10 protein-coding genes are annotated in these 14,123 nt (G+C 70.5%); 6 read left to right on the forward strand and 4 right to left on the reverse strand.

Annotated features, from left to right (window positions below; all coding sequences use genetic code 11):
• Window positions 1-78: 78 nt before the first annotated feature.
• Window positions 79-1,011, forward strand: coding sequence for a LysR family transcriptional regulator (locus AB5J50_RS42675; protein WP_330308727.1), 933 nt, complete (start codon window positions 79-81; stop codon window positions 1,009-1,011).
• Between the two features lie 16 nt (window positions 1,012-1,027).
• On the opposite strand, the gene AB5J50_RS42680 is transcribed toward AB5J50_RS42675, so the two are convergent.
• Complete coding sequence (locus tag AB5J50_RS42680) at window positions 1,028-2,623, reverse strand: FadD7 family fatty acid--CoA ligase (RefSeq protein ID WP_369263963.1); 1,596 nt, start codon at window positions 2,621-2,623, stop codon at window positions 1,028-1,030.
• A gap of 256 nt (window positions 2,624-2,879) precedes the next feature.
• Between AB5J50_RS42680 and oxc the strand changes: the two genes are divergently transcribed.
• Together oxc and frc are read left to right on the forward strand one after the other, a co-directional pair.
• On the forward strand, window positions 2,880-4,631 hold the full coding sequence (gene oxc, locus AB5J50_RS42685; protein ID WP_369263964.1) for an oxalyl-CoA decarboxylase: 1,752 nt from the start codon (window positions 2,880-2,882) through the stop codon (window positions 4,629-4,631).
• Window positions 4,632-4,688: 57 nt separating this feature from the next.
• A complete protein-coding gene (gene frc / locus AB5J50_RS42690) occupies window positions 4,689-5,960 on the forward strand; it encodes a formyl-CoA transferase (RefSeq protein ID WP_369263965.1) in 1,272 nt (423 codons plus the stop codon).
• A 97-nt stretch (window positions 5,961-6,057) separates the two neighbouring features.
• Here frc and AB5J50_RS42695 read toward each other — a convergent pair whose 3' ends face one another.
• The gene (locus tag AB5J50_RS42695) at window positions 6,058-6,501 is read right to left on the reverse strand and encodes a PAS domain S-box protein (RefSeq protein ID WP_369263966.1); all 444 of its coding nucleotides are present in this window, start codon (window positions 6,499-6,501) and stop codon (window positions 6,058-6,060) included.
• A 209-nt stretch (window positions 6,502-6,710) separates the two neighbouring features.
• On the opposite strand from AB5J50_RS42695, the gene AB5J50_RS42700 reads away from it, so the two are divergent.
• A complete protein-coding gene (locus tag AB5J50_RS42700; protein ID WP_369263967.1) occupies window positions 6,711-7,535 on the forward strand; it encodes an intradiol ring-cleavage dioxygenase in 825 nt (274 codons plus the stop codon).
• A gap of 391 nt (window positions 7,536-7,926) precedes the next feature.
• Window positions 7,927-10,188, forward strand: coding sequence for a LuxR C-terminal-related transcriptional regulator (locus tag AB5J50_RS42705; RefSeq protein WP_369263968.1), 2,262 nt, complete (start codon window positions 7,927-7,929; stop codon window positions 10,186-10,188).
• 79 nt (window positions 10,189-10,267) lie between these two features.
• Here AB5J50_RS42705 and AB5J50_RS42710 read toward each other — a convergent pair whose 3' ends face one another.
• Complete coding sequence (locus AB5J50_RS42710) at window positions 10,268-11,494, reverse strand: carbohydrate-binding protein (RefSeq protein WP_369263969.1); 1,227 nt, start codon at window positions 11,492-11,494, stop codon at window positions 10,268-10,270.
• Window positions 11,495-11,604: 110 nt separating this feature from the next.
• Window positions 11,605-12,213 (reverse strand): TetR/AcrR family transcriptional regulator, encoded by a 609-nt coding sequence (locus AB5J50_RS42715; RefSeq protein WP_369263970.1) that lies wholly within the window; start codon window positions 12,211-12,213, stop codon window positions 11,605-11,607.
• A gap of 396 nt (window positions 12,214-12,609) precedes the next feature.
• Here AB5J50_RS42715 and AB5J50_RS42720 point away from each other — a divergent pair, with 396 nt between their 5' ends.
• The gene (locus AB5J50_RS42720) at window positions 12,610-14,061 is read left to right on the forward strand and encodes an MFS transporter (RefSeq protein WP_369263971.1); all 1,452 of its coding nucleotides are present in this window, start codon (window positions 12,610-12,612) and stop codon (window positions 14,059-14,061) included.
• Window positions 14,062-14,123 lie beyond the last annotated feature (62 nt).

Below are 14,123 nucleotides of genomic sequence, written 5' to 3' on the forward strand. Positions count from 1 at the left end.
GAACGGCCGGCCTCGGGCGCTGCTTGCCCCGCTGGGTAGGCTTTGGCCGATCACCTGGCATCCGGAGAGGAGCCGTTCATGCTGTTCCGGCAGCTTGAGTACTTCGTCGCGGTGGCCAGGGAGCGTCACTTCGCCCGGGCGGCGGAATCCTGCTACGTGTCGCAGCCCGCGCTCTCGGCGGCGATCGCCAAGCTGGAGCGCGAGCTGAACGTCACGCTGATCAACCGCGGGCACAACTACCAGGGCCTCACCCCGGAAGGCGAACGCCTCGTCGTGTGGGCCAAGCGGATCCTCGCCGAGCAGGACGCGTTCAAGGCCGAGGTGGCCGCCGTGCAGTCGGGCATCACGGGGACGCTCCGGCTCGGGACGGACCCCACGGCGTCGACGACCCTGGCGCTTCCGGTGGCCGCGTTCTGCGCGGCCCACCCGCTGGCCAAGGTGCAGGTCCGCTCCCGGCTGTCGACGAAGGAACTGCACCGCCAGCTGCGCGACTTCGAACTGGATGTGGCGATCGCCCACTTCGACCCGGGCGACCAGGAGGGGCTGACGGTCGTTCCCCTCTACCAGGAGCGGTACATGCTGCTCGTCTCGGACGACCAGCTGACCTCCCAGGCCTCGACCATGACCTGGGCGGACGCGGCCCAGCTGCCGCTCGCGCTGCTCACCCCCGACATGCGGATCCGGCAGATCGTCGACAGCGTCTTCGCGGACAAGGGGTTCGTGGTGACCCCGCAGGTCGAGACGGACTCGATCGCCTCCCTCTACGCGCACGTGGGCGGCGGAGGATGGGCCAGCATCGTGCCGCACACCTGGCTGCGCGCGATGCCGGTCATCGGCAGGACCAGAGCGCTGCCGCTGGTCGACCCGGAGGCCGGGGCCCAGGTCTCGGTGGCGATCCACGCGGCGACCCCCGGTTCGGTCGCCGCCCGGGCGTTCGTGAACGCGGCGACGGGCCTGTCGCTGGACGACTTCTTCGCCAGTCCGCTGCCGGCCGAGCACCGCGTGCGCTGAGCGGGACGCCCAGGCGTCACGGCGCGGCGTACCGGTCCTCCACCGCCCGGCGGTCGAGGCCTCCCTTGGCGGTGTACGGCAGGGCGTCGACGAACGCGAGCCGGTCGGGCACCTCGAAAGCGGCCAGCCGGTCACGGCAGTACCGCAGGATCTCCTCGGTCCCGACGCACTCGCCCTCGCGTACGACGACGGCGGCGCCGACACGCTGCCCGTACGTCGCGTCGGGGATCGCGAACACGGCCGCCTCGGCGACTCCGGGGCACCCGGCGAGGATGTCCTCGACATGCTCGGGCGAGATCTTCTCGCCGCCCCGGTTGATGAGGTTCTTGATCCGCCCGGTCAGGGACAGATGGCCGTCCTTGTCCAGTGCGCCCAGGTCTCCGGTGCGCAGCCACCCGTCGGTGAAACCACGCGCCGTCTCGGCCGGGTTGGCGAGATAGCCGCGGGCCACGGTGGGGCCGTGCACCCACACCTCGCCCTCGACGCCGACGGGGCAGGCACACCCGTCCGGGCCGACGACCCGCACCTGAACCCCGGTCGGCCGGCCGACCGAGCCGTGCTTCAGCGGCCCGCGCTGCGGCAGCGGCTCGCTGGTCGCCTGGTGCGCGGACTCGGTCATCCCGTACGCGGACAGCAGCGGCGCCCCGAACGTGCGCTCAAGTGCCCGCTGCGTGGCCGTGTTGAGAGGAGCGCTGCAACTGCGGACGAACCTCAGGGGTGGCGCCTGCGGACCCGGGTACTCGGTCTCCGACCGGTCCAGGAGGATCTCGTGGATGGTCGGGACCGCGGTGAACCAGGTGGCGGACGCGGCGCGCATGTCGTCCCAGAACGTGCGGGCCGAGAACCGTCCCCGCTCGGGCAGCAGGACGCACCCTCCGCCGGCCAGCGAGGCCAGCAGTGCCGCGAACAGCCCGTGGCCGTGGAAGAACGGCATCACCGCGACGGTCGCGTCGCCGGTTCCCAGTTCGTACGTGGCGCAGATGCCCCGTACCGACGCGGCCACGTTGGCGTGGGTCAGCGGGACCATCTTGGCCCGGTCGGTGGTTCCCGCGGTGAACAGGACCAGGGCGTCGTCGGGCGACAACTCGCCTGCCGCGCCCTGGACCTGGCGCATCGCGAGCGCACCGGGTTCGAGCGCCACGGCCGCCGTTCCGGCGCGGGAGACGTCCACGCGCAGCGGCCAGCTCGGCACCGGCACCGCCGCGACCGGCGGAGCGCCGGCCGCGGGCGGACCGAGGAGGACCGCCGGCGCACCCAGCGCTTCGAGCCGGGCCGTCAGCTGGGTCGCGGGCAGCGCGGGGTCCAGCGGAGCGACCACCAGACCCGCCCGCGCCGCGCCGAGCAGCGCCACGACGAACTCGACGGTGTTGGAGCAGATCAGGCCGACCGGGTCGCCCCCGCGCAGCCCCGTACCGGACAGCCGGGCGGCCACGTCGTCGGCCAGGGACGCCAGGGCACGGTAGGACAGATGCACCCGATCCGCGGTGACGACGAGGGCCCGGGCGTGCGGCCGTTCCCGCACCTGCCGGTCGAGGAGATCGACGAGGCCCGTGACCTCCGGGGGCCGGTACCGGTTCGCGTCGCGCACGGATGCCGCGGCCGGAACGGCCATGACCCCACCTCCTCGCGCCAGGTCTGATGAAGCAGTCCTCTGCGAGCCTGCGGTGGTGCGCGGTGCGCGTCCAATACGTACTGGCGAACGGCCGATAGCAGCCATTTATCAAGGGAGTTGCGAGCCCCTCCACCAGCGATCGATAGATGTTGTTTATCGGCTGGTCGTCGATGGGTCTTGGACGCGGGCAGGCGCGCTGCCGAAGGTGAGAGGAGTAGCCGCACCGGCATGACCTGCCCAAGGAGGACCTCGGACCATGACCGCCCCCTCGACTTTGGAGACCGCGGCAGCAGCCGACGTTCCGACCGAGCTCACCGACGGGTACCACCTGGTCGTCGACGCGCTCAAGATGAACGACGTCGACACCATCTACGGGGTGGTCGGCATCCCGATCACCGACCTGGCCCGTCTCGCACAGGCGCAGGGCATCCGCTACATCGGCTTCCGCCACGAGAGCAACGCGGGACACGCGGCGGCGGCCGCCGGCTACCTCACCAAGAAGCCGGGCGTGGCGCTGACGGTGTCCGCACCGGGCTTCCTCAATGGTCTGGTCGCGCTGGCGAACGCCACCACGAACTGTTTCCCCATGGTGCAGATCTCCGGCTCCAGCGAGCGGCACCTCGTCGACCTCAAGCAGGGCGACTACGAGGAGATGGACCAGCTCGCCGCCGCGCAGCCGTTCGTCAAGGCCGCGTACCGGGTGAGCCGGGTCGAGGACATCGGCCGCGGCATCGCCCGCGCGCTGCGCACCGCGATCTCCGGGCGCCCCGGCGGTGTCTACCTCGACATACCCGCCGCGGTGCTCGGCTCCATCATGGACAAGGAGGCCGGCGCCAAGACGCTGAGCCGGCTCGTCGACCCCGCCCCGCGCCAACTGCCCGCGCCGGAAGCCGTGGACCGGGCGATCGAACTCCTCGCGAGCGCCGAACGGCCGCTGGTGGTCCTCGGCAAGGGCGCCGCGTACGCCCAGGCGGACGCCAAGATCCGGGAGTTCATCGAGTCCACCGGCATCCCCTACGTACCGATGTCGATGGCGAAGGGCCTGCTGCCCGACGATCACCCGCAGTCCGCGGCCACCGCCCGGTCGATGGCGCTGAAGAAGGCCGACGTCGTGATGCTCGTCGGCGCCCGCCTCAACTGGCTGCTGAACCACGGCGAGGGACCGTCGTGGAACCCTGACGCGCAGTTCATCCAGGTGGACATCGAGCCCAAGGAGATGGACAGCAACCAGCCCATCGCCGCCCCGCTCGTCGGCGACATCGAGTCGGTCCTCGACGCGCTCGCCGAACGCACCAAGCCCGGCCAGATCGCGGCCCCCGCCGCCTGGCGCGAGGAACTGGGCGCACGCTCGGCGCAGAACGTCGCCAAGATGGCGGAGCGCCTCAAGGCCGACCCGCACCCCATGCAGTTCATGGGCGCCCTGAAGGCCGTACGCGACGTCCTCCACGCACGCCCCGAGACATACCTCGTCAACGAGGGCGCCAACGCGCTGGACATCGCGCGCAACGTCATCGACATGCACGTACCGCGCCACCGCCTCGACAGCGGCACCTGGGGCGTCATGGGCATCGGCATGGGGTACGCCATCGCCGCCGCCGTCGAGAGCGGCGCACCGGTCGTGGCCGTGGAGGGCGACAGTGCCTTCGGGTTCAGCGGCATGGAACTGGAGACGATCTGCCGCTACAAGCTCCCGGTCGTCACGGTCATCATGAACAACGGCGGTGTCTACCGCGGCGACGACGTCAACCCGCAGGGCGACGCACCGTCCCCGACGACCCTGATGCTCGCCGCCCGCCACGACCTGATGATCGAGGCGTTCGGCGGCAAGGGCTATCGCGCGACCACGCCCGCCGAGGTCACCGCCGCCCTCACCGAAGCACTGGCCTCGGGCGGCCCGGCGCTCATCGACTGCGCGATCGACCCCTCGGCCGGCACCGAGAGCGGCCACATCGCGCACCTCAACCCCAAGGGCATCACCGTCGGCAACATCACGCCGGCGAAGAAGTAAGTGCCTTCACCCCGAACTCCCGCCCCGCACGAGATCATTCACGAGAAGGAAGCCAAGATGAGTGCTGCATCTTCCAAGGGCGCGCCGCTCGCCGGAATCAAGGTGATCGACTTCACCGGGGTCCAGGCCGGTCCCGCGTGTACCCAGATGCTCGCCTGGTTCGGCGCCGACGTCATCAAGGTCGAGCGCCCCCAGGGCGGCGATGTGACCCGCAACCAGCTGCGGGACATCCCCGACCTCGACGCCCTGTACTTCACCATGCTGAACAGCAACAAGCGTTCGCTGGCCATCAACACCAGGACCCCCGAGGGCAAGGAGGTCATGGAGAAGCTGATCCGCGACGCGGACATCCTGGTCGAGAACTTCGCGCCGGGCGCCATGGACCGGATGGGCCTCGGATGGGACCACATCCACGAGCTGAACCCGCGGCTGATCTTCGGTTCGGTCAAGGGCTTCAACGACGCCTCGTCGTGGTCGGACCTCAAGGTGTACGAGAACGTCGCGCAGGCCGCCGGCGGCGCCGCGTCGACCACCGGATTCTGGGACGGCCCGCCCACCATCAGCGGCTCGGCCCTCGGCGACAGCAACACCGGTATGCACCTGCTGATCGGGCTGCTGACCGCGATCATCCAGCGCAACGCGACCGGCCTCGGCCAGAAGGTGTCGGTGTCCATGCAGGACGCCGTGCTCAACCTGACCCGGGTCAAGCTCCGTGACCAGCAGCGCCTGGAGAAGATCGGCTACCTGGAGGAGTACCCGCAGTACCCGCACGGCGAGTTCGGCGACGCGGTGCCGCGCGGCGGCAACGCCGGCGGCGGCGGCCAGCCGGGCTGGATCCTGAAGTGCAAGGGCTGGGAGACCGACCCCAACGCCTACATCTACTTCACGGTCCAGGAGCAGAACTGGAAGCGGACCGCCGAGGCCATCGGCCACCCCGAGTGGGTCGACGACCCGGACTACACCACCGCCCGGGCCCGCCAGCCGCGCATCATGGAGATCTTCGGCGAGATCGAGAAGTGGCTCGCCGACAAGACCAAGTACGAGGCGGTCGACATCCTGCGGAAGTGGGAGGTGCCCTGCGCCCCCGTGCTCAGCATGAAGGAGCTCGCCGAGGACCCCGACATGCGCGCGAGCGGCACGATCGTCGAGGTCGAGCAGAAGGAGCGCGGCACCTATCTGACGGTGGGCAGTCCGATCAAGTTCTCCGCCTTCAAGCCCGAGATCGAGGGTGCGCCGCTGCTCGGCGAGCACACCGACGAGGTGCTCGCGGACCTCGGCTACGACGCGGACGACATCCGCAAGCTGCACGAGGGCCAGGTCGTCGCCTGACCCGCGGCACGCACAGTGCCCCGCGTACGGTTCTCGTACGCGGGGCACCGGCATGTGAGGGGGAGGGGTGAGGGGGGGTGTCAAACCCCCCTCGGCTTCAGACTGTTGTGTGCTCGGAGGTGGCCGCCTCGGCGCGCCGCCGCATCATCTCCCGCTCCCGTGCCCGTCGCGCGGTGACGTCCCGGATGACCGCCCCGACGTGCGCGCCGTCGTCGGATCCGGTCAGCAGCACCACGCTGAACTCGATGGACAGAGTGCGGCCGTCCGCCGCCAGCGCGGGAACCGTCAGGAGGTCGGCTTCCCCGTACCTGGTGGCCCCTCGCTCCATGGCCGTCCGAAAGCCGTCGGCATGACGCTTCCGGTGCTTCTCGGGGATGATGATGTCGAGATCGCGGCCCGCCACGTCGGCCGCCGAGTACCCGAAGATGCGCTCGGCACCCCGGTTCCAGTGGCGGATCAGTCCTTCACGATCGACGATCACTATGCCGTCGGGTGCCTGGGCAGCCATTGCCAGCACCACCTCGGGATCCAGATCTTCCATGTCGCCTCCGAGCCGGGGCCATTAATGGCGACAGTATACAGAATGCAGTTCTGTGGGAACCCTTGCGGACAAGAGTGGTTGCGTCAGTGCGCGGTGCGGACGCTGTCGAGGACGACGGCCAGGACGCGGTCGGGTGAGTTTCGTAACGCGCCCAATTCATCGGTCATCTGATCGATCCGATGGACCGTCACACGCGCCACTGTCAGAGCATGACTGACACCCCCCACCCCATATCCGCGGAACCGCAGCGCGGCCCCGAGCAGGCCGACGCTCCGGCCGCCGCCACCCGCAGATCCGTGATCGCCGCTCTGGGCGGCGCGACCCTCGGAGTGGCCGCTCTGGGTCTCACGGGTTCTGCCACCGCGCAGCCGGCCGCCGCCGCGGAGCGGAACTCCGCGGCCCAGCCCCCCGCCCGGCCGGCCGCCGCGTGCGTCCTCACGCCCGAGCAGACGGAGGGCCCCTACTACCTGGACCTGGAAACGGTCCGCAAGAACATCACCGAGGGCAAGGCCGGCGTGCCGCTCGCCCTCCGCGTCACGGTGATCGACACCGCGACCTGCTCCCCACTGCCCAACACGGCGGTCGACATCTGGCACTGTGACGCACTGGGGATCTACTCGGGATACGTGGCCGGCGGCTCGACCCCGGACACGACCTTCCTCCGGGGCGTGCAACTGACCGACTCCGCCGGTGTCGCGGAATTCACCACCGTCTACCCCGGTTGGTACGTCGGCCGCGCCCTCCACATCCACGTCAAGACCCATGTCGGTGGCACCGTCTCCAACGGGGTGTACCGGGGAGGCCACGTGTCCCACACCGGCCAGCTCTACTTCCCGGAGACGTACAACAGCAGGGTCGCCGCCCTGGCCCCCTACCGGAGCAACACGGCCACCCGCACGCTCAACGCGAGGGACGGCATCTACCGCAACGGCGGATCGTCGACCCTGCTGACCATCACACCGGTGGGCAGTGACCTCAGCAAGGGAGTGGCCGGCACCGTCGTGCTCGGTATCAATCCGGCCGCCACACCCTGACACACACCCACGAACGGCAGCCGGGGCGCTGTGACAGCCCCGGCTGCCGCCGGCGTGCGGCCGGCGGCAGCGGGCGCGCGCGTATGGACAGGGCGATGGACTCGATGGTTTCGTCCCCGGAAGGTGCGGCCAGGAATCGAGGATGAGCCGGAGTCGAACGTGCGAGTTGTGCGGCGCGGCGCTGACCGTGAGACCACACGGCGGCCGGCCGGCTCGCTACTGCTCCAACGCGTGCAGACAACGGGCGCTCAGGCAACGGTCGGCGCGCGGGGATTCCGGCCGGCCGCAGCCTGCCGCGGCACCTGTCTCACCTGCCGCGTCGCCCGCGACGTCGACCGCTGCCTCCTCGGTCGCCCAGGGCCGCCGGCTGCCACGGGCGCTCGACTCCTTCGTGGGCCGACGGCAGGAGCTGTCGCGGCTGCGCACCTTGCTGAGGACGTCGCGGCTGGTCACCCTGACTGGTGCGGGCGGTGTCGGCAAGACGCGGCTGGCGCTCGAGTTCGCCAAGGGCGGTCCGCGGGGCGGGCGGGTCGACCTGGTCGCACTCGACTCGCTGCACGACGGCGCTCTGCTCGCGCAGACGGTGGCCGCCGCGCTGGCGGTGGGTGAAGGTGCGGGACTGTCCGGCGTCGACGTACTGGTCCGTGCGATCGGCGACGCTTCCCGGCTGCTGATTCTGGACAGTTGCGAGCATCTGGCCGAGCCGTGTGCCCGACTGACCGCGGCCCTCCTGAGCCAGTGTCCTCGGCTGCGCATCCTGGCCACCAGCCGGGAGGCTCTGCGCGTACCCGGCGAGATCGTGTACAGGGTCGTAGAGCTGTCTCTGCCGCCGGCTGATGCCGGGGACGACCCGGTAGCCCTGTTGCGGTCGGATGCCGTCCGGCTGTTCGTCGAGCGCGCATCGAGCAGCGCACCCGGATTCACGCTCCACCGCGGCAACGGCCGGACCGTTGCCGAGATCTGCCGCCGACTGGACGGCCTGACGCTCGCCGTCGAACTGGCGGCTCGCCGGGTCGGCACCCTCCCGCTGAGTGACGTCCTGGCCGGACTGGACGACCAGCTGTCCCTCCTGACGGACGGAAGCCGAACCGGGCCCCGGCGCCACAGCGGACTGGCTGCCGCGATCGACTGGAGCCATCGGCTGCTCGATCCGGCGGAACAGGCGGTCTTTCGGCGGCTCGCGGTCCTCGTCGGCGGGTTCGACACCGCTGCGGCGCAGGTGGTCTGCGCAGGCGGCGGCGTCGCACCGTGGCAGATACTCCGCGTACTGTGCGCCCTTGAGGCCAAGTCGCTGATCGCACGTATGCCAGGAGACGCGCAGCCCGCGCGATTCCGGCAGTTGGACGCCATCCGCGTCTACGCCATGGAGCGCTTGCTCGCCTCCGGCGAACTGCCCACCACGCGGCAACGGGCCATCGAGTGGCTGAACGGGCTGGCGGACCGGTTGGGCGACGAGGTGTTCGCCGACCAGGCCGGTGGCCCGCTGAGAGTGGAACGGGACAATCTCGCGGCGGCCCTGGCCCGCACGACCGGCCACGACGGTTCCTCGCACCCGCGGCTGGTGCTGGAACTGGCTCGCGTGCACTTCCAGCAGGAGCAGCCGTCGGTTGCCCGTACGCTGCTGAACGGACTTCTGCGGGAAGCCGACGACCGGGCGCTCGGAGGTGCGGTGCCGGCGCTCGCCGCGCGCGTTGCCTGCCAGCAGGCCGACCTGGCCGGGGCACTGCGCTTGGGCGACCGGGCGGTGGACACGGAACGCACGCGCAACCACCCCGCCGGCCTTGCCAACGCCCTGGACGCGCGGGCCGCGGCCCGGCTGTGCCGCGGCGAATTCGCCGCCGCCGTCGCGGACCTCCGCGAGTGCCTGGACCTCGTCGCCGCGCTGGGCAAACCGCACGACACGGCATGGTGCACCCATCACCTGGCGTGGGCGCTGCTCCAAGCCGGCCGGGAACACGAGGCCGACGTGCTCATGTCCCGCTGCCTGCCCGTGCTCAGGGAGCAAGCGCCGTGGAGCCGGGCCGCGGCCGCTCTGCACACCGCGGGCGCCGTGCGGCTGGCCCTCGGCCATCTGGAAAGTGCTGAGGCGTTGTTCGCCGAAGTGCTGCGGATCGTCCCTGAAGCAAGTTTCCACGCGCTGTACCCCATTGAGGGCCTGGCCCTCGTGGCCGCCGAGAGTGGAGACATGCAGCGAGCCCTACGCCTGTACGAGGCGAGCGCCCAGGCACGCCGCCGGATGGACACCGAGCCCGAGGCTCCATGGCGACGCCAGGTGGAACAGACGGCGATCCGTGCGCGGACACGACTCTCGGCGGCCGCGCGGGACGCCGCCGTCAGCGGCGGCCACCGGCTGCTCGGGGACCGGCTGGTCGCCTATGCCCTGCGGGAAAGGGGCGGCGACCACCGAACGGCAACGGCCGCCGAACACGTCGTCGACGACCAGTCCACGCTCACCGCAAGGGAGTTCATGGTGGCCGTCCTGGTCGCCGACGGGCTGACCAATCGTCAGATCGCAGACCGGCTCGGTCTTTCGATCCGTACGGTCGCCACACATCTGGACAAGGTCCGCGACAAGCTGGGCATGCGATCGCGCACGCAGATCGCCTTATGGGTGGCCGCACGAACGAAGGACGGGCGTACCTCCCTGCGATGACACGGCTGCTCTGACACGTCCCGGACCCGCTGGGCCGGGCCGGGGCACCGGGGCGCCCCGGCCTCACGCCTTCAGGACGTCAGCAGGCTCCCTCGTCCTGCCACGGCCCCCATTCGACGGCGCTGGGCGTCTCGTTCTGGGTCCACCACTTGGCCTTCCAGTTGTGCTTGTTGTACGAGACCTCGTTGCCGGCGGTGTAGACCGCCGTTGAGCTCCAGGCGGTCGCGCACGCGGTGCTCGGAGGCGTGGGTGTCGGGGTCGGCGTGGGTGTCGGGGTGGGGGTGCTGGTGGGCGGGGTGGCTCCGGCGAACTTCACCGAGTACTTGGCGAAGTCCCAGGAGTTCTGGGCCACGCTGGAGCATGTGCCCGAGGTGCGGCCGCCGTTGTCGGCGGGGGTGCACTGGCGGTCGCGGTTGAGGGACCAGAAGGTGAAGCGGTCCATGTTGTGGCCGGTGGCGTAGTCCAGCACCGTCTGGAAGTCGGCCTGTGAGAAGTACTCGCCGGTGTCGCTGCGTCCGTTCATGCCGGAGAAGCCCTCGTGGGCGTAGGCGGTCGCCTGGTCCCAGCCGAAGGTGGACTGGAGGATCGTGTTGAAGTTGGTGAGCGCGCTGGTCTGTGAGGCCGCGCCGTTGAAGCCGCCGTCGAACGGCATGATGGAGAAGTTGTTCGGCGTGAACCCCTGCGACTTCGCCTCCAGCAGCATCTGCTTGCCGAACCAGCCGGTGCCGTCCGCCGTACCGGCCGTCGTGACGGAGACGTAGAGGCCGGGGTTGTTCTGCTGGAGGATCTTGGCGGCGCTGATCTCGTTCTTGATGGCCGCCGTGTTCTCGTACTCCGGCTCCTCCAGATCGAAGTCGATCGCGTGCAGGCCGTACTTGGTGATGACCTGCTGGTACGCCGCGGCGGTGGCGGCCGCGTCCGAGCAGGTCTGCCCGAGCTTGGTGCCGCCGTATCCGCCGATCGAGACGGAGACGTCCCCGCCCTTGGCGCGGATGGTGTTGATGACCGACTGCACGGCGGTGTCCGAGGAGACGGCGGCCGTGCCGCCCCAAGTGGGTGAGCAGCCGCCGCCGTTGGGGGCCAGGATGAACGCCAGCTGGAACGCCTTGAGGCCGGTCGCGTCCATGATGGCGCCCGGGTCCGGCGGGTCGTTGTCCAGGGGCATCAGATAGGGGGCGGCGGCATACCAGCGGTTGCTGAGCGCGGTGGTCGCGCCCGAGGCATTGCCCGCGACCAGGGCGGTCGTGCCGACTGCTGCCAGGCTTACGGCGGCTGCCGCGCCCAGACATGCGCGAAGACGTCTCACTGTGCCTCCAGGGGAGTGGGGGAGTGGCCCCAGCCTCCGGGGGCTGTCGCGATCACGTCAATGAGTTGGACTAGACCAGGAAAGCCTTTGGACTAGACCATACGTTCTCTTTACCTGGATTCCGTCGGGGGTGCCGCCGCAGTCGGTGCCGCGCGGACCCCGTCGAGAGCGACGGTCAGGACGCGGTCGCGCTGGGCGTCGTCGAGGAAGTTGGTCGCGGTGATCCCGGCGACCATCCGCAGGAGGTCGTCGAAGTCCATGTCCGCGCGGGCCGCCCCGGCCTTCTGGGCCCGCTCGAACAGCGGGCCGCCCGCCGCGTACATCGAGTCCCGGCAGGCCAGGAAGATCTCCGACTCGTTGTTGAGCGCCTCGCGGATGGCCCGCTTGGTCACGGTGTAGTCCACGAACCGGTGCAGCCACGAGGTCAGGGCCTCCCACGGCTCCAGCTCGGCGACCTCGTGCGCCACCCGGCACAGGTCGTTCACCTCGCCCGCGTAGACGCTCTCGAAGAGGTGGCGGCGGGTCGGGAAGTTCCGGTAGAGCGTGCCGATGCCGACGCCCGCGCGGCGGGCGATGTCCTCCAGGGACGCCTCCGCGCCGTTCTCCGCGAACGCCTCACGCGCGGCCGCCAGCAGCGCGTCGTAGTTGCGGGCGGCGTCCTTCCGGTGCGGCCGCCGGGACGCGACGATCTCGCTGACGGGGAACGGCTGAGCCGGCACTGCTGCCTCCCTGGTGGGGAACGAGGTTGAAGCGGAGGTATGCCTCCGCTACAGTGGAGGGGTACCTCCACTTTACCAGTGCGGGGTGTCTTTCGCCGTGGACGCGTGCGGCCGCACGCATCACCGATGCGACGGCACCCTTCGCGTATCCGCGACGGCATCCCCCTGTGCCGGCGATTCGATTCGATTCGATTCGATTCGATTCGTAGATCTCATCGCGGGCCCTGCGCCGACCGCACCGCCCGCCACCCGCACCACACCGACATCCACGGTCCTCCGCGACCGCTCCCCGCGGCCGTCGGCGTGCTCGACGCTGCCCTGCGGCATGCCGAGCCCGGACGACCGCCGCCCGATGACCTCGGCCGCACCCTGTTCGCTTGTTCGGAGAGGCTTTTCATGCCCCGGAAATCCACCCGCCTCACTTTCGCGGTCCTCGCGACCGGCGCGGGCGTGTTCGCCATGCTGCAGTCGCTGATCGCGCCGGCCCTGCCGACCGTTCAGCACGCCCTGCACACCTCGCAGTCCACCGCGACCTGGGTGATGACGGCCTATCTGCTGTCCGCCTCGGTCTTCACACCGATCCTCGGCCGCGTCGGCGACCTGATCGGCAAGAAGCGCACCCTTGTCGCCGTCCTGCTGGCCGTCATGGCCGGCTGTCTGCTCGCCGCGCTCGCGCCGACCATCGGCGTGCTGATCGTCGCCCGGGTCGTCCAGGGCATCGGCGGCGCGCTGTTCCCGCTGTCCTTCGGCATCATCCGGGACGAGTTCGCCCCGTCAGAGGTGAGCGGCAGCATCAGCAACCTGTCCGCCGTGATCGCCGCCGGAGGCGGAGTCGGCATGGTGGCGGCCGGTCCCATCGTGACCGCGCTCGACTACCGCTGGCTGTTCTGGCTCCCCGTCGGCATCGTCGCCCTCACCACGCTGATCGCCCTCCGCTATGTCCCCGAGTCGCCCCGCCGGGCCGAGGGGAGCGTCAACTGGTTCGGCGCCGTCCTGTTGTCGGGCTGGCTGGTGGCCCTGCTGCTGCCGCTCAGCCAGGCGAGCCGCTGGGGCTGGGGATCGGGCAGGGTGAGCGGTCTGTTCACCGCCGCCGTGCTGCTCTTCGCGCTGTGGCTGTTCGTCGAGGCGCGCTCCCACAGCCCGCTGATCGATCTGCGCATCATGCGGCTGCCCGCGGTGTGGACCACGAATGCCGCCGCGCTGCTGTTCGGCGCGGGCATGTACGCGATCTGGTCCTTCCTGCCGGGCTTCGTGCAGACCCCCAGCTCCGCCGGTTACGGCTTCGGCGCGAGCGTGACGGGGGCAGGACTGCTGATGCTGCCGATGCTGATCGCGATGTTCTGCTCGGGTGTGCTGAGCGGCCGTCTGGAGCCTGTTCTGGGTGCCAAGAAGCTGCTCACCACCGGCGCCGCACTCGGCGCGGTCGCCTGCGGCTTCCTCGCCCTGTGGCACGACCAGCAGTGGCAAGTGGCCTTCGCGGCGGGCGTGTTCGGGCTCGGCATCGGACTGGCCTTCTCCTCGATGGCCAACCTGATCGTCGGCAGTGTCCCGGCCGAACAGACCGGCGCCGCGACCGGTATGAACGCCAACATCCGGACCATCGGCGGGTCCATCGGCGCCGCGGTGACCAGCGTCCTGGTGACCAGCCGCCTCCAGCCCTCGGGCCTGCCGTACGGGTCCGGCTACACCCACGGGTTCAGCCTGCTCGCCCTGCTCTGCCTCGCCGCCGCACTGGCCGCCCTCCTCGTCCCGGCGCAGCGCGCCGGCCGCGGCTCCGGCATGCCGCGCGCTTCCCACGACGTGTCGCGCACGGAACCGGAGGCGGTCACGCCCGGCGCGCGGAGCTGACGGGCTTGTGGAGCTGACGGGTATGGGGAGTTGACGGGCATGTGGAGCTGATCGTCGCGTGG

Source organism: Streptomyces sp. R35 (assembly GCF_041053035.1).
GTDB classification, from domain to species: Bacteria; Actinomycetota; Actinomycetes; order Streptomycetales; family Streptomycetaceae; genus Streptomyces; species Streptomyces lutosisoli.

Excerpts from the sequence above, each read along its gene's own strand:
- AB5J50_RS42675 (WP_330308727.1), top strand. The coding sequence starts at position 79 with ATGCTGTTCCGGCAGCTTGAGTACTTCGTCGCGGTGGCCAGGGAGCGT.
- AB5J50_RS42680 (WP_369263963.1), bottom strand. The coding sequence starts at position 2,623 with ATGGCCGTTCCGGCCGCGGCATCCGTGCGCGACGCGAACCGGTACCGG.
- oxc (WP_369263964.1), top strand. The coding sequence starts at position 2,880 with ATGACCGCCCCCTCGACTTTGGAGACCGCGGCAGCAGCCGACGTTCCG.
- frc (WP_369263965.1), top strand. The coding sequence starts at position 4,689 with ATGAGTGCTGCATCTTCCAAGGGCGCGCCGCTCGCCGGAATCAAGGTG.
- AB5J50_RS42695 (WP_369263966.1), bottom strand. The coding sequence starts at position 6,501 with ATGGAAGATCTGGATCCCGAGGTGGTGCTGGCAATGGCTGCCCAGGCA.
- AB5J50_RS42700 (WP_369263967.1), top strand. The coding sequence starts at position 6,711 with ATGACTGACACCCCCCACCCCATATCCGCGGAACCGCAGCGCGGCCCC.
- AB5J50_RS42720 (WP_369263971.1), top strand. The coding sequence starts at position 12,610 with ATGCCCCGGAAATCCACCCGCCTCACTTTCGCGGTCCTCGCGACCGGC.